The sequence below is a fragment of the Bradyrhizobium sp. ISRA442 genome (genome assembly GCF_038085055.1).
In the GTDB taxonomy this organism is placed as follows: domain Bacteria; phylum Pseudomonadota; class Alphaproteobacteria; order Rhizobiales; family Xanthobacteraceae; genus Bradyrhizobium.
Genome location: NZ_JALGCN010000023.1, coordinates 90,224 through 114,020 on the forward strand (window position 1 = coordinate 90,224; position 23,797 = coordinate 114,020).

General features: G+C 63.8%; 20 protein-coding genes. 6 read left to right on the top strand and 14 right to left on the bottom strand.

The genetic code is table 11. From position 1 onward, the window contains the following. Positions 1 to 9 precede the first annotated feature (9 nt). The 4 genes from MTR72_RS33065 to MTR72_RS33080 all read right to left on the bottom strand — a co-directional run bounded on the left by MTR72_RS33065 (position 10) and on the right by MTR72_RS33080 (position 6,219). Entirely contained in the window at positions 10 to 2,505 is a 2,496-nt protein-coding gene (locus tag MTR72_RS33065; RefSeq protein WP_341511877.1) for a hypothetical protein, read from the bottom strand. 9 nt (positions 2,506 to 2,514) lie between these two features. Continuing rightward, complete coding sequence (locus MTR72_RS33070) at positions 2,515 to 4,953, bottom strand: hypothetical protein (protein WP_341511878.1); 2,439 nt, start codon at positions 4,951 to 4,953, stop codon at positions 2,515 to 2,517. Positions 4,954 to 5,091: 138 nt separating this feature from the next. Continuing rightward, positions 5,092 to 5,496, bottom strand: coding sequence for a (R)-mandelonitrile lyase (locus tag MTR72_RS33075; RefSeq protein ID WP_341511879.1), 405 nt, complete (start codon positions 5,494 to 5,496; stop codon positions 5,092 to 5,094). A 24-nt stretch (positions 5,497 to 5,520) separates the two neighbouring features. Further along, complete coding sequence (locus MTR72_RS33080; protein ID WP_027550912.1) at positions 5,521 to 6,219, bottom strand: ribonuclease activity regulator RraA; 699 nt, start codon at positions 6,217 to 6,219, stop codon at positions 5,521 to 5,523. A gap of 250 nt (positions 6,220 to 6,469) precedes the next feature. Between MTR72_RS33080 and pxpB the strand changes: the two genes are divergently transcribed. From pxpB to MTR72_RS33095, 3 genes are read left to right on the top strand one after another with little or no spacing between them, the layout of a single operon-like run. Further along, positions 6,470 to 7,201, top strand: a complete 732-nt coding sequence (gene pxpB, locus MTR72_RS33085) for a 5-oxoprolinase subunit PxpB (RefSeq protein WP_280963872.1) — start codon at positions 6,470 to 6,472, stop codon at positions 7,199 to 7,201. Continuing rightward, positions 7,198 to 8,235 (top strand): 5-oxoprolinase subunit C family protein, encoded by a 1,038-nt coding sequence (locus MTR72_RS33090; protein WP_341511880.1) that lies wholly within the window; start codon positions 7,198 to 7,200, stop codon positions 8,233 to 8,235. Before pxpB ends, MTR72_RS33090 begins: the two co-directional genes overlap by 4 nt. 31 nt (positions 8,236 to 8,266) lie before the next feature. Then, positions 8,267 to 9,037, top strand: a complete 771-nt coding sequence (locus MTR72_RS33095) for a LamB/YcsF family protein (RefSeq protein ID WP_341511881.1) — start codon at positions 8,267 to 8,269, stop codon at positions 9,035 to 9,037. A gap of 133 nt (positions 9,038 to 9,170) precedes the next feature. On the opposite strand, the gene MTR72_RS33100 is transcribed toward MTR72_RS33095, so the two are convergent. The 6 genes from MTR72_RS33100 to MTR72_RS33125 form a co-directional block, all read right to left on the bottom strand. Continuing rightward, positions 9,171 to 9,323: a hypothetical protein gene (locus MTR72_RS33100; RefSeq protein ID WP_279369863.1), complete on the bottom strand. Its 153-nt coding sequence runs from the start codon at positions 9,321 to 9,323 to the stop codon at positions 9,171 to 9,173. A 187-nt stretch (positions 9,324 to 9,510) separates the two neighbouring features. Further along, positions 9,511 to 11,127 (bottom strand): sulfite reductase subunit alpha, encoded by a 1,617-nt coding sequence (locus MTR72_RS33105; protein ID WP_341511882.1) that lies wholly within the window; start codon positions 11,125 to 11,127, stop codon positions 9,511 to 9,513. Beyond that, positions 11,124 to 12,926: a NirA family protein gene (locus tag MTR72_RS33110; protein ID WP_341511883.1), complete on the bottom strand. Its 1,803-nt coding sequence runs from the start codon at positions 12,924 to 12,926 to the stop codon at positions 11,124 to 11,126. Before MTR72_RS33110 ends, MTR72_RS33105 begins: the two co-directional genes overlap by 4 nt. A 13-nt stretch (positions 12,927 to 12,939) precedes the next feature. Next, positions 12,940 to 13,770 carry a formate/nitrite transporter family protein gene (locus tag MTR72_RS33115; protein WP_280963867.1) on the bottom strand — a complete coding sequence of 277 codons (831 nt, stop codon included), beginning with the start codon at positions 13,768 to 13,770 and terminating at the stop codon, positions 12,940 to 12,942. Between the two features lie 350 nt (positions 13,771 to 14,120). Then, positions 14,121 to 15,287 (bottom strand): CmpA/NrtA family ABC transporter substrate-binding protein, encoded by a 1,167-nt coding sequence (locus MTR72_RS33120; protein WP_341511884.1) that lies wholly within the window; start codon positions 15,285 to 15,287, stop codon positions 14,121 to 14,123. Then, positions 15,284 to 15,874 (bottom strand): ANTAR domain-containing response regulator, encoded by a 591-nt coding sequence (locus tag MTR72_RS33125; RefSeq protein WP_063699152.1) that lies wholly within the window; start codon positions 15,872 to 15,874, stop codon positions 15,284 to 15,286. The genes MTR72_RS33120 and MTR72_RS33125 overlap by 4 nt, the downstream gene beginning before the upstream one ends. A 114-nt stretch (positions 15,875 to 15,988) precedes the next feature. On the opposite strand from MTR72_RS33125, the gene rimO reads away from it, so the two are divergent. Beyond that, positions 15,989 to 17,314: a 30S ribosomal protein S12 methylthiotransferase RimO gene (gene rimO, locus MTR72_RS33130; RefSeq protein WP_341511885.1), complete on the top strand. Its 1,326-nt coding sequence runs from the start codon at positions 15,989 to 15,991 to the stop codon at positions 17,312 to 17,314. A gap of 10 nt (positions 17,315 to 17,324) precedes the next feature. Here the strand turns inward: rimO and MTR72_RS33135 are convergent, their stop codons facing one another. After that, positions 17,325 to 18,269 carry a hypothetical protein gene (locus MTR72_RS33135; protein ID WP_341511886.1) on the bottom strand — a complete coding sequence of 315 codons (945 nt, stop codon included), beginning with the start codon at positions 18,267 to 18,269 and terminating at the stop codon, positions 17,325 to 17,327. 441 nt (positions 18,270 to 18,710) lie between these two features. Here MTR72_RS33135 and MTR72_RS33140 point away from each other — a divergent pair, with 441 nt between their 5' ends. Beyond that, positions 18,711 to 19,907 (top strand): acetylornithine transaminase, encoded by a 1,197-nt coding sequence (locus MTR72_RS33140; protein WP_341511887.1) that lies wholly within the window; start codon positions 18,711 to 18,713, stop codon positions 19,905 to 19,907. A gap of 60 nt (positions 19,908 to 19,967) precedes the next feature. On the opposite strand, the gene MTR72_RS33145 is transcribed toward MTR72_RS33140, so the two are convergent. The 3 genes from MTR72_RS33145 to pcsA form a co-directional block, all read right to left on the bottom strand. Then, a complete protein-coding gene (locus tag MTR72_RS33145) occupies positions 19,968 to 20,942 on the bottom strand; it encodes a quinone oxidoreductase family protein (RefSeq protein WP_280963862.1) in 975 nt (324 codons plus the stop codon). 89 nt (positions 20,943 to 21,031) lie between these two features. Further along, on the bottom strand, positions 21,032 to 21,766 hold the full coding sequence (locus MTR72_RS33150) for a TerC family protein (protein ID WP_280963861.1): 735 nt from the start codon (positions 21,764 to 21,766) through the stop codon (positions 21,032 to 21,034). Continuing rightward, on the bottom strand, positions 21,763 to 22,530 hold the full coding sequence (gene pcsA, locus MTR72_RS33155) for a phosphatidylcholine synthase (RefSeq protein WP_280963860.1): 768 nt from the start codon (positions 22,528 to 22,530) through the stop codon (positions 21,763 to 21,765). The genes MTR72_RS33150 and pcsA overlap by 4 nt, the downstream gene beginning before the upstream one ends. Positions 22,531 to 22,615: 85 nt before the next feature. Here pcsA and MTR72_RS33160 point away from each other — a divergent pair. Then, positions 22,616 to 23,797 (top strand): UbiH/UbiF family hydroxylase (locus MTR72_RS33160; RefSeq protein WP_341511888.1); only part of this gene is annotated, 1,182 nt, incomplete at its 3' end.

Sequence of the window (23,797 nt, forward strand, 5' to 3'; positions counted from 1 at the left end):
GGGTCTGAGTCACTGTTTGTCCATCCTCGAGAAAGATAACCGAGCGGCAATGCCAGTTCCGGTCTCCCGCCCGTTCAACACCAACTCCGCCCTGGCAAAGGGGAACTGGTCGAAGTACTTCGCGTCGTTGTCTGAAATGATCTTATTCCCGGACAGGAGCTTCGCGAGCTGGGGGGCTTCCAGACCCACGAGCAGCTTCCCGTCGGCGTCGCGTTTGGATGACGGCGGACTAAGGGCCGATATCGGCTGCGCATTGTCGACAACGAACAACACGTTAGCTTTGCCATCGTAGAACGCGAGGGGAGATTCCGGGAGCTTGCCGTCGGCCGCGCCGCACAATCGCTTGATCTCGACGGGCCCCAACAAGAAGTCGGAAGGCTTTTTAAGCAATCCCAGCAACTCAGCCGCTTTGGCCAACGCATCATCGAGGCTGACTGTCGCCCTGATCTCCTCTATCTTGCCGACGAGACCATTTTCACGAGCGAATTCTCGTCGCGACTCGAGAACCTTTGCCTGCTCCAACAGGTTCGGCCCCATTGCATCCAGCACGGCGCCAAGATCGTTGCCCTTATCCTTGAGGTTCGATCTGAACTCCTCCAAATATTCTGTGAACTCGTCCACCTTGGTGCGCACTTCCTCTTCGTCCGTCTGTGCCAGACCTTTGCCATTCAAGTAGGCATTTCCCCAAAGTGCGACATTCAGATCCTCCGGGGATAAAATGCGGCGAAACGGAATACCTGCCGCAACAACGGACCACTCGGGTCTCATGCTCTCCTTGAGAAATGCTTGTTCATCTATTGCAATCACCGGCTTGACCTTCACGGTCGACGGGCTATCCGCGTGCCTTACGACAAGCGACTTCAGTTGCCAAAGCGACGACGCGCAGTACAGTTCTCCAACTTTCTCTTTCAAATTCTGAGGCTCTACCCCGCGCTTCTGAGCGAGCTCACTCGCCTTTTCGACCACGAATTTTGCCTGCCGCTGAATGGATTGTCGTCGCGATCGGCCAACGATCGAGCTGGCGATTTCGGGGTCGATGTCGGGAACCGCGATCGCAAGACGCGCCACGTTTGAAGACGAATAGAACTCGTTCACCGCGACGACGATCGAACCCGCCCCCTGCTCCATGACGTCCATCGCCACCTGTGCAAGCGGCGAATGCGTCGCAATGTCGGTGTCGATATCGAAAAAGTAAGACCGAAGAAAATTGGCATAAAGCTTCAACGAGCTATCCGCCAGCTTTCCGCCAAGCCCCTTTCGCCAGTCGCCCCATCCTCGCCCGTCGGCTTCGGCTTTGCTCGCCGCAGCAACCGTTTGCACGATCGCCATGTCTTGAGGCTCAAGATTGGACAGGACTTCGACATCGATCTTGTTTTCATGAAAATGAAAGCCTATCGGGGTAAGCAAATACATTGGCAAACCGCTCGTTCCGATGACGCTCACGATGGAATCTGGACGAGTGCCAGCAAATATGGTCGCTCCAGATTGCGTGCTCGAAGCTGCAATCTCGCCAAATCGCGACAACAGCGAGTCGTCGCTCATGATCGAAACGAGCGGCGTCGATATCCTGTATCGTCCGCGTTTGCTTACCCCGCTGCGAAGACTGTCGATGATGTGATAGCCATCGACGAGGGCGACATACTGATTGCCAATCATCACGGTCTCGCCCCTGCCGAGATCGGCACTCCACGTCGAGAGATCATCCTTTCTGCTGGCGAAAGCATCCCGACCGCACTTCGTTCTTCGAGCGGGCCTACCTTGCGCATCTCCAATTCCTTGTTCAATAATCTCGCACCCGCAAGGCATCGCAGGCTCCAAATTCCTGGCGACGGTGCATTTGAAGTCCATAGTCGGTGACGATGCGGCGCTCACAACCGAGTTTCGAAAACGCATCGGCAGTACGATCTTGCTCGTCGAACTCTCGACGACCACCGAAGAGGCCCCCTGCTTTGGCTGCCACTCCTGCTTCAGACAGACATCAACGTCCTTGCTCTGGGTGGTGAACTCAAACCTGTACTTGGTGCCGTCGTTGCTCGCATCCGTGGCGTCGGACTGGTAGCTGAGCTGTGCATAAGAGGGAAAGAGAAGATCGGCCAGGAACAGGAGTCCGGACCCATCGTCTCTCAATTGAACCGCCGTTCTGAGCCCAGCGTCGAGCCATGCGAGCGAAAAGCTGCTGTGGGGAACGATGCCATTCGAGGAGAGGTCGCTTGACTTGCCTAGCGTTAGACATTGACCGGGCAGGCTCGTCGGCGAAGGGATCGCGAATTTGACAAGATCGAAATCCGCGCCACCGACGGCCTTGGCTATCTCGCTGATGTCCGGAAATCCGTGATCAAAGAAGCCAGAAAGGTCCGGGACTGCGACGAAGCCGACCGCTTCGACCGGAACGAACCGCATGGCGCTTGCCTTGAATTCGTTGACCCTTCGTGCCTGCGACGCGACGACGGCGACCAGCAAAATCACGGCACCAATGGAAATTCCGAGCTTAACGCGCCTTTTCACGACTGGCCCTCACTGCGACAGGTAGCTCTGAACGGCGACCAGGCTCTGCTGCACATCATCAAAACAGTTCCGGTATTCCGACATCGCTCGTCCGTCGAGATATCCGGCGTATTGTCGCCGATAGGCAGAGCGGCCGATTCCCAGGATGAGTTGATCCATTGCCTTCCGACTGCCTGCGGTCAGGAGCCAACCAAGCGGTGGTGAAGGTCTCATGTGCGGACATAGTCGGAACTGAGCGAACTCGCCATGGCTCCTGGTCACGGCAAAGTCGGATAGCATCTTGGACGCCAGGATTCCCCGCGCGGTTCTCGTGGCATAGAGCCCCGTAACGGCGCTGAAGAGCTGATTTGCAAATTCAGTTTCTTCATAGGGCTGCGAGGTCATCCGGATCGGCTCGTCGGGCTGCCTCGGAAAGAGGGTATTTCTGCTGCGAGCCAAATCAGCTTCCTGTTCGTCGGCGTCGTTGACGATCTCAATCACCAGAGGCTTCCATTGATAATCCCGATATTCGGATTCGAGATGGCCCAGCGTGGCGACGACGACCTCCTGGAGAGTCACTGCGCCGTTGTTCTCGAAGAACCCGCCATCGATGATGTGTCCATTGTGCTTGAGACTGGAGTTGATGAGCGCTCCGGCCGGAGAAATGATCGGGAAACGCGCGGAGTTCATCACGCTCGTGGAAAGACTGACGTCCCGACCGATCAGATCGAAGAAATCGAACGCATCGAAGAAGCGTCCCTGGTCGATCCTGACACGCGATGTGATGATCCGCTTTCCGGTTTCTTCGTGGGTTCCGTTCAGAAACAGTATCGGTGTCCAACCCTCTTGGCTCTTTACGTCGAAGAAGGACTGGCTGAACTGTTTGGGATTGGCGCATTCGGCGCCGAGTGGCCGAAGCGCACACGATTCCGACCAGGCTTGGTCAAAGGCATTTGCAAGAATGGCCGCACGGTCCGGAATGAATTGGATCGGAATCAGCGCTTGTGGCAGGTCTCTGAAAAGCAGGCTCGCCGTCACAGGGGCAAGAAAGTCCTTTTCAAGAAAGTCTGACAGTCGGGCTTGCATGCCCGTCTTGACGGCGGGGGGATCAAGGATCGTGATCGGGCGATCCGAACACCGGGTCGCTTCCCCCTCCTCGTTCGCTTTTCTGTCGCGAAGCAGCGCGGCATAAAGCGCACCGCCAAGGCTCCCGCCGGAGACACCACTGACGGCGAACAGCCGATTCCTGAAGTCCGGAACGCAATCGGTTAGCCGGGCGAGAATCGAAGCCGTCCAATACGCGGCGCGCAATCCGCCGCCTGCCGCAGCAACGAAAACCACGTAGTTGGTCTTGCCGGGCTGGGCTCCCGACGTGGCAAACCACCTGTTGATTTCGTCAGGCAGGGCGGTGACGCAGCCTGTGGTCACGCCGTCCTTGCATCGCGTCACCGGTCGGTCTGGTGTCAGTGTTGCAATTTCATGGGGAACACTCAGTCGCGCTCCGAAGTCGCGATAGGCGAGAAAAGCAAGAGACCCACCGATGACGAATGTCATCAATGCGGCCACGAACCGGCGACGAAAGGCATAGAATCCGGCTGCGAAGATCAGGGCAATGCTTACGACACTCGCGGTCCAGCCGGTGTGGAGCACCCGGCTGTAGAGCGTTGGCAACAGAAACGGTGCAAGCAGCACGCCCCAAAGGATCGGAAAATCAGTCCTTCGGGCGCTGATCGCGCCGATGGAAATGATCGGCAGCAAGATGGTCGATGCAAAGAAGACAGTGCCTAACGTTCCCAACTGCCTGCCCAGCTCGAGTGCAAAGATTGCGCCGAATAGCAGGCCACTCAACGACCACGCCAACGAGAACAAGATCGCGCGGCGCCGCATCTCGAAGTGGGCGCGATCTTCTGACCGCACGTCCATGATGAACCGAATGACGCTTGATAGCGGGTCGCACCGCCAACCAACCGGCGAAGCGGGTGATTTCGGCTTCGACAGACCGGCATCGTCAGGTCGACGGACCCACATCGCTGCGCCGAAAAACAGGCACACGACGGAAATGCCTATGAGAGACATTTCTCCGGTCCGCTCCGCCCACACGAACGGCTCCAGAGCGACCAGAAAGACGCTCATCGCCAACAGGAACGGCAACAACTCCTCTGGAAAAGGCTCGCGAAAGGTTCTCGAGTCCTTCGTATCGAGCGCAATGGCCACTCGCGCCCAAAGCCAGCATTGGGCCGCCCAAATCGCAATTAGGATGAACAGCAGCCAGCTTCGCGAGGAAGGAACCAGCACGAGCGATGCTGTAAGTTCCTCTCCCTGCCCCGAATGCAGCAGATAGGCGACGACGATGATGGAGAAAATGACGACACGGGACGCATAGACGTCGCGCCATATCTGGCCGAAAACCGACCACGCGCGTCGGTGACGCAATCGCTTCAGCGCAAAATTGCTTGGCCAATGAAACATGGTGGCCTGTGAAGAACCAATGAATGAAATCTCCCGAAATGCTCTCCTATGTTGTCTAAGCTGTCAAATACAATCGTGCCGCCGTCCTAATGAGCCTGCCCCCGGACTGGGCAGCCTCATCAGGCTTGGACCCGTGAACTATCCAACGTTGCCGTTGTACTCGGCGTCAGTTACCGGCTCGAGCCAGGTCGAGTAGACGCCGTCGAGTGCTTCCTGCATGGCGATATGGGTCATGCCGTTGGTCGGCGAAGCGCCGTGCCAGTGCACCTCGCCCGGCGGAATCCAGATGGTGTCGCCCGGACGAATCTCGCGGATCGGGCCGCCCTTGGCCTGGATGCGGCCGACGCCCGAAATCACGTAGAGCGTCTGCCCGAGCGGATGGTGGTGCCAGTTGGTGCGCGCACCGGGCTCGAACGAGACGCGCGAGCAGTTCAGCCGTGCCGGCGCGGGCGCCATGATCACGGGGTCCTGCAGCACGGTGCCGGTGAAGTGTTCCTTGGGCGCGCGGCGGGTCGGCCGCGTGCCTGCGACGTGGATCTCCATGGGATGACCTCGTTTGGTTTGTCGTTACTTCTTGCTGGCCGCGTAGCGCGCCTTGGTCTCGGCGTTCATGGGATAGAGGCCGGGCAGCACGGCGCCGTTGTTCACCTCGTTGACAATCCAGGCCTCCATGCGTTCCTGCTCGACGCCCTCGGCGAGCACGTGATCGAGCATCGCCTGCGGGATCAGCACGCAGCCATCCTGGTCCGCAACCACGATATCGTTCGGGAACACCGCGACGCCGCCGCAACCGATCGGCTCGCCCCAGCCGACGAAGGTCAGGCCGGCGACGGACGGGGGCGCCGCGTAGCCGTCGCACCACACCGGCAGGTTGGTGCCAAGCACGCCCTCGACGTCGCGCACGACGCCGTCGGTGACGAGCGCCGTGACGCCGCGCTTGACCATACGGGCGCAGAGGATGTCGCCGAAGATGCCGGCGTCGGTGATACCCATGGCGTCGACCACGGCGATGCAGCCTTCCGGCATCGCCTCGATCGCGGTGCGGGTCGAGATCGGCGACGACCAGGACTCGGGCGTCGCCAGATCCTCGCGCGCGGGTACGAAGCGCAGCGTGAACGCCGGTCCCACCAGGCGCGGCAAACCGGGGCGCAGCGGCCGTGCACCGCGCATCCACACGTTGCGCAAGCCCTTCTTGAGCAGGACCGTGGTAATGGTGGCGGTGGTGATGCCGGCGAGGGTTTTGCGGGCTTCGGGGGATAGCGACATGGAAACAGACGAGCTCCGGATGGGCGGGAAAGGACGCCGCGCATCTTGCGAGGCGCGAGGCTCCCGTCAAGGGCCACGAACGGCGCCCGCAGGGCTGTTATGCGACGCGATAACAAGGCTTTATCGGTTGCCCTTGCATTAATTTATTGGACTTGCGGGCGCATTTACGCAAAGCAGGGGTGACGCGGAACTCAAGGCTGAGACCGCGCATTTCCGGAAGCCGATTTCGACAGCGCGAATTCGACAGCTCATGGCCGCGACGCCTCCCCCGCCCCGCCTCCTGCCCAGTGGCGACAGCGCCGTCACGGTCGAGTTCAGCCGGACCATCGACGACGACGCCAACCAGCGCGTGCTGGCGCTCGACCGGGCGCTTGCCGCAGCAGGCATCGATGGCATCACCGAGTCGGTGCCAACCTATCGCTCTCTGCTGGTGCATTACGATCCCGGCAGGATCGGGTTCGACGCGCTGGGCGAAAAGTTGCTCGCGCTCGCCAGCCAGCCGCTGCCGCCGAGCGCGAAGACGCGCCGCTGGCGCATTCCGGTGGCCTATGGCGGCGAGCATGGCATCGATCTCGAAGATGTCGCAAAAGCGCTCAACACCACCCCCGATGACATCGTCGCCCGCCATGTCGCCGGCGACTACCGCGTCGCCATGATCGGTTTCACGCCGGGGTGGTCCTATCTCAGCGGCCTCGAGAAATCGCTGCACATGTCGCGGCGGCAGAATCCGCGGCTGCTCACGCCAGCCGGCACGATCTCGATCGGTGGCATCCAGACCGGCATCCAGTGCCTGGCCGGTCCCAGCGGCTGGCACCTTCTCGGCCGCACGCCGGTGCGCACCTATCAGCTCCACCGGAATCCAACCTTTCTCACCGAACCCGGTGATCGCGTGACGTTTTTTGCCATCGACCACAAGACCTTCGCGGAGCAGGACCGGGCCGCGGAAGCCGGCGAGCTGATTGCCGAGCAGGTGGCCTCATGAGCCGGCTCGTCGTCGCCAGCATCGGCCCTGCAAGCTCCGTCCAGGATGGCGGCCGCCCCGGCTCGCAGCGCTATGGCCTGACGCCGAGCGGCGCGATGGACCGGCTGGCGCTCGCTGCGGCCAATTGCCTGGTCGGCAACGAGCCGCTCGCGGCCGGTGTCGAGATCGGCCCGTTCGGCGCATCCTTCACGGCGCGTGACGGCGCCGTTCGCGTGGGCATCACCGGGGCACCGCGCAACGCCGACATCGCCGGGCAGGCCGTGGCGCTCGACAGTTCCGTGACGCTGAAGGACGGCGAGACGCTGACGCTCGGCTTCGCCCGCGGCGGCGCCTTCAGCTATCTCGCGATCGAAGGCGGTATCAAGGGCGAGCCGGTGTTCGGCAGCCTGGCGGTGAACGCGCGCGCGGGTCTCGGCAGCCCCTACCCGCGCCCGCTCCAGGCCGGCGACGAGTTCACGGTCGACGCCGCAAGTGGTGCGCCGGAACTCCGGATCGAGCTGCCGAAGCCGGCCGAGGGCCCGATCCGTGTCGTGCTAGGTCCGCAGGACGACGAGTTCGACGAGGCCAACAAGGCGCTGTTCCTTGCGAGCGAGTGGAAGATATCGGCGACCTCCGACCGCATGGGCTACCGGCTCGAAGGCCCCGCGATCGAGCACCTGCACGGCCACAACATCGTCTCCGACGGCACCGTCAACGGCAGCATCCAAGTGCCCGGCAATGGCGCGCCGATCGCGCTGATGATGGACCGCGGCACCTCTGGCGGTTATCCGAAGATCGCAACCGTGATCACGGCCGATTTCGGTCGGCTGGCGCAGACCTCGGCGGGAACCGCGTTCCGCTTCAAGCAGGTCAGCATGGCCGAGGCGCAGGACGAGGCGCGCAAATTCGCGCAGCTCATTCGCAGCCTGCCCGACCGGCTACGCTCGGCGGACACGGTCGCGCTCAACATCGAGGCGCTCAGGGATGCTAACGTTGCCGGCTACGCGGTGAGCGCGGTCGATGCAGGGACGTGGCAGGTATCGGCGGAGCCGTAATCGACAAGAAGACCAAAAGGCGGAGAGCACCATGAAGACGATCGATCTCAATTGCGACCTCGGCGAAGGATTTGGCGCGTGGGAGATGGGCAACGACGCCGCCATGATCGAGCTTGCGAGCTCCGTGAACGTCGCCTGCGGCTTCCATGCCGGCGATCCCGACATCATGCGCAGGACGGTCGAGCTTGCGAAGGCGCGCGGCGTGTCGGTCGGCGCCCATCCCGGCTATCGCGACCTGCACGGTTTCGGCCGGCACCCGATCGCCGGCCTGAAGCCATCCGAGATTGAGAACCTCGTCGCCTACCAGATCGGCGCACTGCAGGCGATCGCCACTGCCGCCGGTCACAAGGTGACGCATGTGAAGGCGCATGGCGCGCTCTCGAACGTCGCCTGCGAGGACGACATGACGGCGAAGGCGATCGCCGCCGGCATCAAGGCGGTCGATCCCAGCCTGATCTTCGTCGTGCTCGCCAATTCGAAGCTGGTGAAGGCGGGCGAAGACGCCAACCTGCCGATGGTGCACGAAGTGTTCGCCGACCGCGCCTATGAGGACGACGGCAATCTGGTCTCGCGCAAGAAGCCCGGCGCGGTGCTGCACGACGCCAAGGCGATCGCCGATCGCGTGGTGCGCATGGTGCAGGACGGCGCGGTGGTCTCGGTGACCGGCAAGGTCATCAAGATGCGCACCGACACGGTCTGCATCCACGGCGATACGCCCGGCGCGGTCGAGATCGCGCGCGGCCTGCGTCAGGCCTTGAAGGCTGCGGGGATCGAGGTGGCGCCGTTCAAGCGGGCATCGTGAGGCAAGATTGTAGCGTGGGTTAGGAACCCACCACCTTGTTTCCGCGGGTATGGAGTTTGGTGGGTTACGCCTTCCGCCTTCGCTTGTGGAGCTACGGCGGACGTGGTCGGCTAACCCACCCTGCAGATCCGGCTCAGAACGGGTGCACCGAGAGCGTGCCAAAGACGATCGCAGCAATGACCGCAAAGGCGCTGTAGAGCGCAATGTGATGAACGCTCGCACCGGTCCGCCGCGAGAGCGAGCGCGCGTAGAAGTGCAGCCTGGCTTCCGCCGACAGTTCGCGCATGGTCGATCTCCAACGCCCCATTTCCGCGATTATGAGGGATCACCCCTGCCCACACGCAAGACGAGCGCGGAAATAGCGATAAGACTTCTCTTCAAGGCGCCTTTGGCAGGATGAAATTCTCCTGGAGCGTGGGTTCCAAGGATGGCATTCGTTCAAGTCCGAACCAAATTGGAGCCAGTTTCAGCTCCTAGTAGACATCCGCCTGGAACCTCCCCTTCTTCTTGAGCTCCGCGACGAAACTCACCGCTTCGTCAGTGGAGCGCGCACCGAACTGCGCGACTATGTCGACGAGTGCGCGTTCGACGTCCTTCGCCATGCGCTTGGCATCGCCGCAGATGTAGAGATGCGCGCCTTCGGCGAGCCACGTCCACACTTCGCGGCCGAGTTCGCGCATGCGGTCCTGCACGTAGAATTTCTTCTCGCCGTCGCGCGACCAGGCGAGAGACAGGCGGGTCAAAAGACCCGAGGTCTTCAAGGCGTTGAGCTCCTCCCTGTAGAAGAAATCGCAATCGCTGCGCTGATGGCCGAAGAACAGCCAGTTCTTGCCGGGCGCGCCGGTCGCCTTGCGGTCGAGCAGGAAGGCGCGGAACGGCGCGACGCCGGTGCCGGGACCGATCATGATCACCGGCGTCTTCGGATCCTGCGGCAGGCCGAAGCCATGCGCCTTCTGCACATAGACCTTGAGCTTCTCGCCTTCGTTGATGCGTTCGCCAAGGAAGGTCGAGGCGACGCCGAGGCGCTTGCGCTTGCCGATGACGTAGCGGACGGAATCGACCGTGAGCGACAGTTTTCCCGGCGTCGCGTTGTGCGAGGACGAGATCGAATAGAGCCGCGGCTGCAGCGGCTCCAGCGCTTCGACGAAGGCCTCCGGGTGCGGTCGCGTGCCGGAAAATTTCTGCAGCGCCGCCATGACGTCGAGGGTGGCGGCATCGCCGTCGGGATCCTCGCCCTGCGCCAGCGCCCGCGCCTTCTCACGCTGCGCGCCGCCGGTGATGAAGGAGATCAGCTCGAACAGCTTGTCGGGTGCCGGCGAGAGCGAGACGTCTTCGATCAGCGCCTCGCGCAGCGTCTTGCCGTTGACCTTGGTGGTATGGGACGCGCCGAGCAGCGCGATGATCTGGTCGACGAGACCGACATCGTTGCGCGCAAACACGCCAAAGCTGTCGCCGACGACATAGTCGAGGCCGCTCTCTGAGAGATCGAACTCGATGTGATAGGTCTCCTTCTCGGAGCCCTGCTTGTTGAGCAGCCGCCGCGACAGGAACGTCGCTTCGGCCGGATTTTCGCGGGCGCGGCCAAGTTCAGCCTTCACCTCCGGCGCAGCCGGCGCGCTCGCGGCCGGAGCCGCCGCACCCGCGGCAGGCTTGACCGCCGGCGCCTTGTCGAGTTCCTCATAGAGCTGCTTCAACATCCGCGCCGTCTCCTTGCCGCCTGGGGCGCAGAGATTGAGGCGCGCTTCGCTCTTGTTCGCGATCGCATCGGAATAGTCGGCGCAGTTGTAGCCGCACTGGCCGCAATCCTGCTGCGCCATCGCCGCCATCATGCGGCGGCGAAGCGGCCTGCCCTCCGCGAGCTTCATGCGATCGGCGATCGCCATCGCCGGATCATGCCAGGGCGCCTCGCCGTCATCGCCATCGCCTTGCGGGGCGAGCACGGCCCCGTTCTCCGCGGGGGACAGCGGCGTCGAGCCGTCGAGCCCGAACATGCCCACGAGAAAGCCGTTCAGCCACAGCCGCTGGCCTTCACTGAAAGGCGCGTTGGGCGGGATGATCTCGAGTTTCGGTGGGACAGGCATCTGGGTCATGCTGTGACTTCCGCTTCAGCGAGTTTGCGCAGGGCTTCGCCGTCGTGGCGACGGGAGAAGGTCAGGAAGGTCTCGTCGGGCGAGGCACGGTTGACGAGGTAGGCCTTCAGCAGGCCCTCGACGATTTTCGGGGCATCCTCGGCCTTCACGTCGCGAAACACCTCCTGTCCGATATCGGCGTCGGGGCCGAAGCCGCCGCCGGTGAAGAGGTGATAGCCCTCGACCGTATCCTCCTCCGTCGCGCCAGGCACCTTGGCCGCAATCAGGCCGATGTCGGAGATGTAGTGCTGGGCGCAGGAGTGATGGCAGCCGGTGAGATGGATGTTCAGCGGCGTGTCGAGGCTGATGCGCGCATCGCACCAGTCGCCGATCGCGGCCGCGTGACGCTTGGTGTCGGAAGCCGCGAACTTGCAGCCGGCATTGCCGGTGCAGGCGATCAGGCCGGCGCGGACGTTCGACACTTGCGTGGCGAGGCCGAGCTTCTCGACGGCCGCCGTCACCAGCGCGACGCTTTCGTCGCGCACGCCGGAGATCAGAAGATTCTGCCAGACGGTCAGGCGGATGTCGCCGTCGCCGAGGTCCTGGGCGATCTTGGCTAGCCCACGCATCTGCTCGCAGGCGAGCTTGCCGACCGGCAGCGCCACGCCGACCCAGTTCAGGCCAGCCTGCTTCTGCTTGTGCACGCCGATATGGGCCATGCGGTCGGTTGCAGGCCGCGGCGCAACCGCTTCCGCCGGCACGCGCGCGAACGGCCTCTTGAGCTGCTCCTCGACCAGCTTGAGAAACGCGTCATGACCCATCGCATCCAGCACGTATTTCAGCCGCGCCTTGGTGCGGTTGGTGCGGTCACCATGCTCGATGAAGATGCGCACGATGGCGTCGGCAACTGCGGTCGCGTCCTCGGGACGAACGACGATGCCCGAATATTTGGCAAAGTCCTTGTGCCCGGTGATCCCACCGAGGCCGAGGCGAAACCAGACGCCAGGCGCGACGCCGAACCCGTCCTTGACCTCGACCGCTGTGAACGCGATGTCATTGGTCTCCTCGAGTGCGGCGATCTTGCCGGCACCGTCGAAGGCGACATTGAACTTGCGCGGCAGGCCGTAGAGCGAGCGGTCGTTGAGGATGTGGTAGTGCCACTCGCGCGCATAGGGACGCGTGTCGAGCAGCTCCTGCGGATCGATGCCGGCGGTCGGCGTGCCCGTGACGTTGCGGATGTTGTCCGCGCCGGAGCCGCGCGAGCACAGGCCGATGTCCTGGATGCCCTCGATCAGGGCAACGGCGTTCTTCGGCTCGATCTCGCGGATCTGGAAGTTCGCGCGCGTCGTGACATGGGTGTAGCCGCCGCCATAGGCCTCGGCCAGATCCGCAAGTCCCGACATCTGCCAGTGCTTCAAGATCCCGTTGGGGATGCGCAGACGCGCCATGTAGGAGGTCTGAGCCGGCGCGACCCAGAAGATGCCGTAATAACGCCAGCGGAAATTGTCCGCCGGCGTTGGGTTTGTGTTGTTGCGCGCCTGATCCTTCAGCCGTTCATAACCGTCGAACGGATGCAGCTCGCGCTTGAACTTCTCCTGGTCGGTGAGCTTCTTGCCCGCCGCCGTGAGCTTGTCCTGTGCCTTGATCGCCGCGGCATCGGGACCGGTCGGCTCCGACGACGCGCCAGTTGCTGCGGCAGGCGCACCGCCGGCGGCGAAGGCGCGCCCGACACGTCCGACCTGGAGGCCGGACATGAAGCCTTCGAGATAGCGCTTCTGCTCGTCGGAAAAGTCGGCCGTGGGTGCTGTGTCGAGTTTCATGGGATGATTGAACCTACTCTGCTGCCTGGACTGCGACCTGCGCCACGTCGGCAGCCGGCTTTGCGGGCTTGTACGTTGCGTAGAGCGCAAGACCGGTGAAGACGAAGCCGCCGACGAGATTGCCGAGCGTCACGGGAATCTGATTCCACAGCCACCAGTCCGAGAGGCTGACCTTGGCGCCGAGCAGCATGCCGGTCGGGATGACGAACATGTTGACGACGGCATGCTCGAAGCCGAGCGCGAAGAACAGGAAGATCGGCAGCCACGTCGCCGCGATCTTGCCGACCGTCGAGGTCGAGGTCATCGCCATCACGACGCCGAGGCAAACCAGCCAGTTGCAGAGGATGGCCTTGACGAACACGGAGACCATGCCGGCCGTGCCGATCGCGGCATTGCCGATCGTCTTCGCCTCGGCCACCGCAACGATGCGCGCCGCGACGCCGGCCACTTCGACCTTGCCCATGTTGGTGAGCGAGATCGCGATCAAGACTCCGAAGGCGAGACTGCCGAGCAGATTGGCGACGAAGACCCAGGACCAGTTGGCGATCACCGCGTTCCAGGTCGCCTTGCCCTCGAGGCGCGCGAGCGGAACGATGGCGAAGCTGCCGGTGACGAGCTCGAGCCCGAGCAGGACGATCATCACGAGGCTGACCGGAAAGATCAGCGCGCCGACGAGGGGCTGACCGGTCGTGAGGGCGCCGGTAAAGGCGAGCGTGGTGGCGGCCCCCAACAGTGCCCCCGAGATCGCGCCCCGGATCATGATGTCGCGCGGGGCGAGTGCCAGCTTCTTCAGGCTGGCATCGACCATCGAGGCCACGACGTCGGAGGGTTTTGCGTAATCCATATCGAAGCTCCAGCTTGCCGCGCACGGCGGCCGACAACGGGTTGAAACGGCGTTGATCGCTGGGAGCACGATTGCAGGCGCACGCGGCCTAACCGGAACCCTGGGCGATCCGATCAGCCTCGTTGCTGCGGAAATCCATCATGGATTTGGGGCCGCCGGCGCCCACGCCGGGCGGCTCACGTCCTCCTATTCAAGGAGTGTGCCAACGCAGCAAGTATCCAAAACTCGCGCGGATTCAGCTATTTAGATTTGTGTGCAGCGCATGAAGTGGATCAACATTCATGCTGCTTCAGGCAGCATTAGCTCAAAAAATAAGCTTCGAATCGTAATGCTTAATATTTGAGCAACCCCTAGCGGGCGCGCCGGGCGACGTCGAACGAGGCGAGATAGCCGGCAACATCCCGGGGGTCGAAGGCGGGACCGGCAAACGCGCCGATCGCCCCGTCCGGCTCCTCCGCGGTACCCCTGTGCCCTACGGCGGCGTCATAGAGATCGGGCCTGAACACACTCATGGCCGCCACGAGCGCCTCCGGGCTCAGCGCAGCCTGGCCCCAACGCACCATCTGGGCATAGAGCCAGGCAGCCTGAGCCGGATCGGGCCGCCCTGCCCCTTCGCGCCCGACCAGGAGGTAGCGACCGCTTTCGCGCAGCGAACCGTCAGCGGATATCTTGAGCCGCCCATCGAGGGTGCGCTGGATCACTTCGGCATCGACGCCGATACGCTCCGGCTGCGCCAGGATCCGCGCGGCCTCGATCCGGTTCTCCGAATGCTCGATGAACGCGGCTGCCTTGACGGCGGCGCGCACCAGAGCGGCAACCGTTTCGGTGTTCTTCTCGGCCCAGGCCTGGCGGACCGCCAGCACCTTCTCCGCGGCGCGCACGAGGATGTCGGAGACGAAATGCAGGATATGGCCGATGCCGAGATCGACGGCGACCGAGTTCCAGGGCGCCCCAACGCAGAATGCATCGACATGGCCGTTGGCAAGGCTGTCGACCATGTAGGGCGGCGGCAGCACCACCAGGCGCACATCCTCGTCGGGATCGACGCCGGCCGCCGCCATCCAGAACCGTAGCTGGTAATTGTGGGTCGAGAACGGAAAGGTCATGCCGAAGGTCAAGGGCTCGGCGCCCGCCTTGCGGCGCTTGGCGACCACCCGCGCCAGCGCCTTCGCCGTGGCAAGCGGATCGAAGCGGTCGCCGTCGATCTCCGCCATCAGCGCGGCGTGGAGCGCCGGCGAGACCGTGATCGCATTGCCGTTGATGCCGAGGTTGAAGGGGGCTGCGATCGGCACCTTGACGTGGCCGAGCCCGAGCGAGGACGCGATCGCGACCGGCGCGAGCAGATGCGCGGCGTCGAACAGGCCGATGTTGAGCTTGTCGCGGACGTTGGACCAGGAGACCTCGCGCACCAGCTCGACCTCGAGCCCTTCGGCGGCGGCGAACCCCTTGTCGACGGCGACGATCAGCGCTGCGGCATCGACCAGCGGGATGAAGCCTATGCGGAGGGTAGCGGTCATTTCAGCATCTCCGACGCGGTGATGATCGACTGGGCGATCTCGCCGATCTTCTTCTTCTCGCGCATGGCGGTGGAGCGCAGCAGCACATAGGCCTCGTCCTCGGTGAGGCCCTTGACCTTCATCAGGATCCCCTTGGCGCGCTCGATGATCTTGCGGTCCTCGAGCTGCGACTTGGTTCGCTCCAGCTCCTCCTGAAGTTTCGCAAACGCGTTGAAGCGGGACACGCAGAGATCGAGGATCGGCTTGATCCTCTCCTTCTTCAACCCATCGACGATGTAGGCGGACACGCCCGCCTCGACGGAGGCCTGGATCGAGGCCGAATCGCTCTGGTCAACGAACATGGCGATCGGCCGCCGCACGGCGCGGCTGACCTGGAACATCTGTTCCAGAACGTCGCGGCTGGGGTTTTCCAGATCGATCAGGATGATATCGGGATCGACGGCGTAGATGCGCGCGAGCAGGCTCTGCATCTCGCGGATATGGACGACCTCAGTGAAGCCCGCCTCCCGCAAGCCTTCCTCGAGGATCGCGGCCCGGATCGGGCTTTCGTCGACAATGACAATTTTTGGCGACTGTTCGGCGCTCATCGCTCAACTCACCCACCCCGCGACGCATCCATAGCACGCCGGAGCCTCATGCAAAGGGTTGAAATTGTGGGCAATTAGGACTAGCTGCAAGCGGTCAATCAGGCAGATTTAGGTATGGATCAGACGGCTGCGCCCAAGGTCAGCTTCGTGTCGCTCGGGTGCCCCAAGGCATTGGTGGATTCCGAGCGCATCATCACGCGGCTGCGCGCCGAGGGCTACGAGCTCGCGCGCAAGCACGACGGGGCAGACCTCGTCATCGTTAACACCTGTGGCTTCCTCGACAGCGCCAAGCAGGAATCGCTCTCGGCGATCGGCGAGGCCATGGCCGAGAACGGCAAGGTGATCGTGACCGGCTGCATGGGCGCAGAACCTGAGCAGATCGAGCAGGCCTATCCCGGCGTGCTGTCGATATCCGGCCCGCAGCAGTATGAGAGCGTGCTCGATGCCGTGCATCGCGCGCTGCCGCCGGCGCACAACCCGCATCTCGACCTGGTGCCTCCGCAGGGCATCAAGCTGACGCCGCGCCACTACGCCTACTTGAAGATCTCCGAAGGCTGCAACAACCGCTGCACCTTCTGCATCATTCCGAAGCTGCGTGGCGATCTCGTCTCGCGGCCGGCCAATGACGTGCTGCGCGAGGCCGGGCGGCTGGTCGGCGCCGGCGTCAAGGAGCTCCTGGTCATCTCGCAGGATACTTCGGCCTACGGCGTCGATCTGAAATATGCCGAGAGCCCGTGGAAGGATCGCGCGGTGCGCGCCAGATTCCTCGACCTTGCGCGCGAGCTCGGCGAGCTCGGCGCCTGGGTCCGGCTGCAATATGTCTACCCCTACCCGCATGTCGACGAGGTCATCGCGCTGATGACCGAGGGCAAGGTGCTGCCCTATCTCGACATCCCCTTCCAGCATGCGAGCCCGGAGGTGCTGAAGGCGATGAAGCGGCCGGCGGCGCAGGACAAGACGCTGGCGCGGATCAAGCGCTGGCGCGAGGAATGCCCTGATCTCGCACTACGCTCGACCTTCATCGTCGGCTTCCCCGGCGAGACCGATTCCGATTTCGCTTATCTGCTCGACTGGCTCGATGAGGCCGAGATCGATCGCGTCGGCTGCTTCAAATACGAGCCGGTCGCGGGCGCGACCTCGAATGCGCTTCCCGGCACTGTTCCGGATGAGGTGAAGCAGGAGCGCTACAACGCGCTGATGGCGCGGCAGCAGAAGATCTCCGCGCGCCGGCTGAAGCGCAAGGTCGGCACCCGCCAGCAGGTGATTATCGACGAGGTTGGCCCGACCGTTGCTAAGGGCCGCTCGAAGTCGGATGCACCGGAGATCGACGGTGCGGTCTATCTCTCGAGCCGCCGCCCCCTGCGCGTCGGCGAGATCGTCACCGCCAAGATCGAGCGTGCGGACGCATACGATCTGCACGGAAGCGTCGCGGGATTCTGATCTCGCTGCGTCAGATCAGCCATTTCGGCACCCAGCGTTGCGGCCGCGGTGCCCGGGCGAGATCCGCCTTGGCTCCAGACAGCTCCGCCGGCTCGCCATCGATGGTCGGCCGCACATCGTATTCGAAGCTCGGCATGACGCGGCCGTCGGCATAGAGCTCGAAGCTCATCGCATACCACAACCCCAGCTCGGGCTGCTTCCGCCGCATCTCCTCGCGCAAGTCGCGCAGGAGAGATTCGATCGATGCAGCCTCCTCGAACGGCTGCGGGCCGCGCGACAGAACGCGCGCCTGATATTGCGCGCCGACGATCGCGATCTCGAACCGTGTCCTGTCGCAGGCGTTCTTGCTCTTCGGCAGGTGCGCCGCAAGCCGCCAGCCGAGCTCGGCCATCATCCGGTGATTGGCCCAATAGTCCTCGCGATCGCGGCTCCATTTCTCGACGAAGCCGCGGAAATCTGGCAGCTCCGAGGACGGCTCCGCAGGCGGGGCCGGCTGCTCGCCAGGCGAGCGTCCCGCCAGCCACCGCGCGAGCTCGATCGTCTGGCATTCGACTTCCTCGTCCGGCATCAGATCGTGCCAGGCGTTTTCAAACGCATGCGACGTCAGCCGCCCCAGCAGGCCGTCGAGTGTCGGCGCGAGAACTGCATAGTCGCCCTCCGAACCGAGTCCGACGATGGGCGGATTGTCCCGGTCGAGACCGGCGCCGTACCAGCCGCCGACGGCGGAGCCGTCCGGCAAGCGCATGAACAATGCGAACCTGTCGCGCAGCGGACTGCCATCGAAGATCGGTGCCTGATCGGAGAACTGACCTTGCAGCGAGAAGCAGCCGACGCTGCCCCAGGGGCGCCCCTTGAGCCAATTGGCGAAATCGAGCAGCAGTGGCGGCGCCTCGATGCCCGGCGGAAACGCGCCGCGAATGCTGTCGAGGTCGATCGGGTAAGGCGTATTGGGCAAAGCTAAAACTGTCTGGTTGGTCCCGCGCCCCTTTTGGTCTGATTCGTCGCGCCTCCGGTTCGAACCAAACGGAGTCTGTCGATCACAAACGCGCTAGGGGCCCGATGGTTTCTATGCGGGATGAGTGATCGATATCCGGCGCGGCCTGTGCGAAGCCGCGACCGGGCGGTCGCTTTTGCCGTTGGTCGCGCCGGTGCTCGGAACGGCACCGCCTTGACAAACCCTGCCATTCGGCTGTATGGCCGCGCCCCATGATCAATTCTCGGACCAACCGCCGCGCAGCTTTCCGTCGTCGCACCCGCGACGATGATGGGTTGCGCCATGTCCGACGACGCCGCTGAAGCACTGACATCAGCCGAGTTTTCGAGAAGGCCGCACCCGCAAAGTGCGGCCTTCTTGCTTTTCGCGCGCCTTTTTCACCCGCCTCCAGAGGAGTTCGACATGACCAACGCCACCCATCCGTATGACGCGCTGATGGACATCACCGCACGGCCCAAGGCCGTGTTCGTCCGCGGCGCGGGCTCTTACCTCTGGGACGACAGCCGCAAGCGCTATCTCGATTTCGTGCAGGGCTGGGCCGTCAACAGCCTCGGTCACTCGCCGCCCGTGATTGCCGAGGCGCTTGCCGCGCAGGCCAAGCGGCTCTTGACGCCGAGCCCGGCGTTCTACAACGAGCCGAGCCTCAAGCTCGCGCAGGCGCTGGTCGAAAACAGCGTCTTCGACCAGGTGTTCTTCGCCAATTCCGGCGCGGAGGCCAATGAGGGTGCGATCAAGCTCGCGCGCAAATATGGCAGCCTACACAAGGGCGGCGCCTTCGAGATCATCAGCTTCGAAGGCGGCTTTCACGGCCGCACGCTGGCGACGATGTCGGCATCGGGCAAGAAGGCTTTCGAGCCGCTGTTCGAACCGAAGGTCGCCGGTTTCAAGAAAGCGAGGCTGAACGACATCGCCTCCGTCGAGAGGCTGATCAACGACAACACCGTCGCCGTGATGCTGGAGCCGATCCAGGGCGAATCCGGCGTGTGGCCGGCGACCGATCAATTCCTGCAAGAGCTGCGCGCGCTCACCGCCGCGCATGGCCTGTTGCTGATCTTCGACGAGATCCAGACCGGCATGGGCCGGACCGGAAAGCTCTTCCACTACGAGCACGCCGCGATCGCGCCCGACATCATGACGCTCGGCAAGGGTATCGGCGGCGGCGTGCCGCTCGCGGCGCTGCTCGCGACCGAACGCGCGTCCTGTTTCGAGCATGGTGACCAGGGCGGCACGTTCAACGGCAACCCGATCATGTGCGCAGCCGGGCTCGCCGTGCTGGAGCAGGTCAGCAAGCCCGCCTTCCTGAAGTCGGTCGCGGACACTGGCCTCCTGCTCGAGAGCGAGTTGCAGAAGATCTCGGCCCGGCACGGCCTTGGCGGCGTGCGTGGCCGCGGCCTCCTGCTGGCGCTCGACCTCAAGCTGCCGATCGCGCCCGCGATCGTGGCACAGGCGTTCGAAGCAGGTGTGCTCCTGAATGCACCGCAGCTCGACGCACTGCGCTTCATGCCGGCGCTCAACGTCACGCGGCAGGAGATCGCCGAGATGATCGATTGCCTGGACGGGATCCTCACCAAGGCCGGCGCGGCACGGCGGGTGGCGTAGCTCTGCACACTCACGTCATTCCGGGGCGGTCTGCAGGACCGAACCCGGAATGACGGTTACCTACGGCTTCAAGATCGACGCGCCGGTCGTGGCCCGGCTTTCCAGATCGATATGCGCCTTCGCTGCATCCTTCAGCGCATAGGCATGGTTGATCGGCACGTGCAGCTTGCCGCTGATGACAGCGGCAAACAGGGTGTCGGCGCCTTCCAGCAGCTCCGAGCGCTTGCCGATGTAGTCGTTGAGCTTCGGCCGGGTCGCAAACAGCGAGCCGTGACTGTTGAGTTCGGCGATCGCGAAGGGAGGCACCGGGCCCGAAGCATTGCCGAACGAGACGAACATGCCGCGCGGCTTCAGGCAGGCGAGCGAGCCCGGGAATGTCGCCTTGCCGACGCCGTCATAGACGACGTCGCAGCCTTCGTTGCGGCTGATCTGCTTCACACGCGCGACGAAATCTTCTTCGTTGTAGAGGATGACGTGGTCGCAGCCATTCGCCGCCGCGAGCTCGGCCTTGGCGCGCGAGCCGACCGTGCCGATGACATGCGCCCCCATCGCCCGCGCCCATTGGCAGGCGAGCAGGCCGATGCCGCCGGCCGCGGCATGGATCAGCACGCGATGATGCTGCTCGACCTTGAAGGTCTTGTGCAGGAGATACCAGACCGTCAACCCCTTCAGCATCAGCACGGCGCCCTGCTCGTAGGTGATGTGATCGGGCAGCTTGACCAGCCGCTCCCAAGGCATATTCCGTTCGCCAGTATAGGCGCCGAGATTGTGGTAGTAGGCGACGCGATCGCCGGGATGGAAATGCGTCACGCCGGGTCCGACCGCGACGACCTCGCCTGCAGCCTCGTTGCCGGCGACGAAGGGAAGCTCCGGCGCCTTGTAGAGCCCGGTGCGATAATAGACGTCGATGAAGTTCAGCCCGACCGCGTGCTGGCGGATGCGCACCTCGCCGCGGTCCGGCGCCGGCACGTCGACGCTCTCATAGACCAGGGCCTCGGGACCTCCGACCTTGTGCACCCGGACGGCTTTGGTCATCACATGGCCTCCCTCGCTCCCTGCCCCGCTTCGCTCTACAAGCGAAAGGCATCGCGCCTGCGTTGTCAACTCGACGCCGGATAGAACGCCTACAGCGGCGATTGGCGGGCCTTCTTGCGGTTGCGCTTCGCCAGAACGTTGAAGAACTCCACCGCCGCCGAGAACGCAATTGCGAAATAGATGTAGCCGCGCGGAATGTGAAACTTGAATCCATCCGCCACCAGCGCGACGCCGATCAGCACCAGGAACGCAAGCGCCAGCATCTTGGTGGTCGGATGCTCTGCGACGAATCGCGCCACCGGCCCCGACGAGATGTACATGATCAGGCAGGCGATCACGACGGCCGCGATCATGATCTCGATATCCTGCGCCATGCCGATCGCGGTGATGATCGAGTCCAGCGAGAACACCATGTCGATGACGATGATCTGAGCGATCACCAAGAAGAAGGCGCTGCGGCCGGATCCATTCCCGTCGCCCGCCTCGTCGGCCTCGACCTCGCCGTGAATCTCGTGCGTGGCCTTGGCGATCAGGAACAGGCCGCCGCCGATCAGGATGATGTCGCGCCAGGAAAACGCACTGCCCTTCACGGTAAAAACCGGCTCGGTCAACCCGATCAACCAGACCAGCGCGCTCAGCAGGATGATGCGGAACACCAGCGCCAGCCCCAGACCGATCTGACGCGCGCGGTTGGCCTGCTTTTCCGGAATGCGCGAGACGATGACGGAGATGAAGATGACGTTGTCGATGCCGAGCACGATCTCGAGCGAGGTCAGCGTCAAGAGCGCGGCCCAGGCTTCGGGGCTGGTCAACAGATGCATCATGCGAATGATTTTACGAGCCGGATCAGTGCGTCGCTGAAGGTGATCCAGAGCGCGATCGCGCACAGCGCGACGGTGACGACGGGACCGACGCGGAAATCCATCTCCAGGGTGTAAAGCCCGAGCAGCGCCCAGAGCACGATCAGCGACATCGTCAGCCAGCGCAGCCGCACGACGCGGACCGGATGCAGCACGTGGAAGGGAATGAATGTCAGCACGACCAGCGCCGCGACCAACAGCGTCGACGCTACCGGCGGCCAGTGCAGCAGGAACAGGTAGAACGCCGCCGCGTTCCACAGCGCCGGGAAGCCGCGGAAATGATTGTCGTCGGCCTTCATGCGCAGATCGGCAAAATAAAGCGCGCTGGTGACGATGATGGCGATCCCCAGCAGTGGCGCTGCGACCGGCAGCAATAGACCGCTGGCGACGATCGCGTAGGCCGGCACGAACACATAGGTCACGAAGTCGCACACGAGATCGAGCACGTCGCCCGACCAGTTCGGCTGCACGTTCTTGACGTCGAGCCTGCGCGCGATCGGGCCGTCGATCGCGTCGACGATCAGCGCGGCGCCCAGCCACTGAAACATCGCCGCCCAGTGCTCGCGCACCGCCTCCAGCATCGCCAGCAGCGCCAGCGCGGCGCCGCATGCGGTGAAGATGTGCACCGAGAAGGCCGCGGCGCGGATCACCGGCGTGGGCTTCAGGGAATCCTCCTGGCTGTCCATGGCTTCTGCTATCAGAATGAGACCGGTTTGCACATCCGCCATTGCGGCGTTCGGCCGCGCAATTCGGCACAAAATCAGGGAAAATTTGCGGGCTTGAATTTGCCGCGGGGCATGTCATTTCTCCTTCATGATAGATGCATCGGTCTCTTTTGACGCGGCCGTTATCGGCGGCGGACCGGCCGGATTGGCGGCGGCGATCGCGCTGGCGGAGGCCGGTGTGCGAACCGCGCTGGTGGCGCGGCGCGCGCCCTATGCCGACAACCGTACCACCGCGCTGCTCGGCGCCTCCGTCGATCTGCTGGAGAGCCTCAGCGTCTGGCCGCGCTGCAAGGACAAGGCCGCCTCGCTCGAGGTCATGCGTCTCATCGATGACACTGGCCGGTTGATCCGCGCGCCGGAGGTACGGTTCTCCTGTCACGAAATCGGGCTCGAGGCCTTCGGCTACAACATCGACAACCGCTCGCTGATGCTGGCGCTGGAAGAACGCGCGGCCGAGCTGCCCCAGCTCGTCCGTTTCGACGATGAAGCCGAGAGCGTGGTCATCGAGGCCGACGATGTCGCAATCCGCACGGCGTCCGCACGGTTTTTGACGGCACGGTTCGTGGTGGGCGCCGACGGCCGACATTCGCTGTGCCGCGAGGCCGCCGGCATTGCAGTCACGCGGCGCGACCTGACCCAGACCGCGCTGACCTTCAACGTCGCCCATGCCCGGCCGCACCGGAGCGTCTCGACCGAGTTCCACACCCCGCACGGCCCTTGCGTGTTCGTGCCCCTGCCCGGCAACCGTTCCAGCATCGTCTGGGTTGCGGCTCCCGCCGAGGCCGAGCGGCTTCGCGCGCTGACTGACGAGGAGCTGTCCGTAGCGATCGAGAAGCAGTCGCATTCCATTCTGGGACGCATGACGGTCGAGCCCGGCCGCAACCTATTCCCGCTGGCGATCGAGCGGCCGAAATCATTCGCCCGCGACCGCATCGCGCTGGTCGGCGAGGCCGCGCATGTGGTCCCCCCGATCGGCGCCCAGGGCCTCAACCTTGGCCTCAGAGATGCCGCCGACATCGCCAAGGTCACGGGTGAAGCGGTTGCGGCCGGCCGCGACCCCGGCGCGCCCGAGGCGCTGGCGCGCTACGACTGGGCGCGGCGGCCGGACATCCTGAGCCGGACCTTCATGATCGACATTGCGAACCGCTCCCTGCTCAACGATTTCCTGCCGCTCCAGCCGGTCCGCGCCATGGGCATGCACCTGCTCGGCGCCATCGGCCCGCTGCGGCGTTTCGCCATGCGCGAGGGACTGACCCCGACCTGGTGGCGC

What these genes read in the sequence shown, in the direction of transcription:
- MTR72_RS33095 (WP_341511881.1), top strand. Translation starts at nt 8,267, where the DNA reads ATGAAGACGATCGATCTCAATTGCGACCTCGGCGAAGGATTTGGCGCG.
- MTR72_RS33120 (WP_341511884.1), bottom strand. Translation starts at nt 15,287, where the DNA reads ATGACCGCTACCCTCCGCATAGGCTTCATCCCGCTGGTCGATGCCGCA.
- MTR72_RS33075 (WP_341511879.1), bottom strand. Translation starts at nt 5,496, where the DNA reads ATGGAGATCCACGTCGCAGGCACGCGGCCGACCCGCCGCGCGCCCAAG.
- MTR72_RS33080 (WP_027550912.1), bottom strand. Translation starts at nt 6,219, where the DNA reads ATGTCGCTATCCCCCGAAGCCCGCAAAACCCTCGCCGGCATCACCACC.
- MTR72_RS33145 (WP_280963862.1), bottom strand. Translation starts at nt 20,942, where the DNA reads ATGACCAAAGCCGTCCGGGTGCACAAGGTCGGAGGTCCCGAGGCCCTG.
- MTR72_RS33110 (WP_341511883.1), bottom strand. Translation starts at nt 12,926, where the DNA reads ATGAAACTCGACACAGCACCCACGGCCGACTTTTCCGACGAGCAGAAG.
- MTR72_RS33090 (WP_341511880.1), top strand. Translation starts at nt 7,198, where the DNA reads ATGAGCCGGCTCGTCGTCGCCAGCATCGGCCCTGCAAGCTCCGTCCAG.
- rimO (WP_341511885.1), top strand. Translation starts at nt 15,989, where the DNA reads ATGGATCAGACGGCTGCGCCCAAGGTCAGCTTCGTGTCGCTCGGGTGC.
- MTR72_RS33150 (WP_280963861.1), bottom strand. Translation starts at nt 21,766, where the DNA reads ATGATGCATCTGTTGACCAGCCCCGAAGCCTGGGCCGCGCTCTTGACG.
- MTR72_RS33070 (WP_341511878.1), bottom strand. Translation starts at nt 4,953, where the DNA reads ATGTTTCATTGGCCAAGCAATTTTGCGCTGAAGCGATTGCGTCACCGA.
- MTR72_RS33115 (WP_280963867.1), bottom strand. Translation starts at nt 13,770, where the DNA reads ATGGATTACGCAAAACCCTCCGACGTCGTGGCCTCGATGGTCGATGCC.
- pcsA (WP_280963860.1), bottom strand. Translation starts at nt 22,530, where the DNA reads ATGGCGGATGTGCAAACCGGTCTCATTCTGATAGCAGAAGCCATGGAC.
- MTR72_RS33125 (WP_063699152.1), bottom strand. Translation starts at nt 15,874, where the DNA reads ATGAGCGCCGAACAGTCGCCAAAAATTGTCATTGTCGACGAAAGCCCG.
- MTR72_RS33140 (WP_341511887.1), top strand. Translation starts at nt 18,711, where the DNA reads ATGACCAACGCCACCCATCCGTATGACGCGCTGATGGACATCACCGCA.
- pxpB (WP_280963872.1), top strand. Translation starts at nt 6,470, where the DNA reads ATGGCCGCGACGCCTCCCCCGCCCCGCCTCCTGCCCAGTGGCGACAGC.
- MTR72_RS33100 (WP_279369863.1), bottom strand. Translation starts at nt 9,323, where the DNA reads ATGCGCGAACTGTCGGCGGAAGCCAGGCTGCACTTCTACGCGCGCTCG.
- MTR72_RS33105 (WP_341511882.1), bottom strand. Translation starts at nt 11,127, where the DNA reads ATGACCCAGATGCCTGTCCCACCGAAACTCGAGATCATCCCGCCCAAC.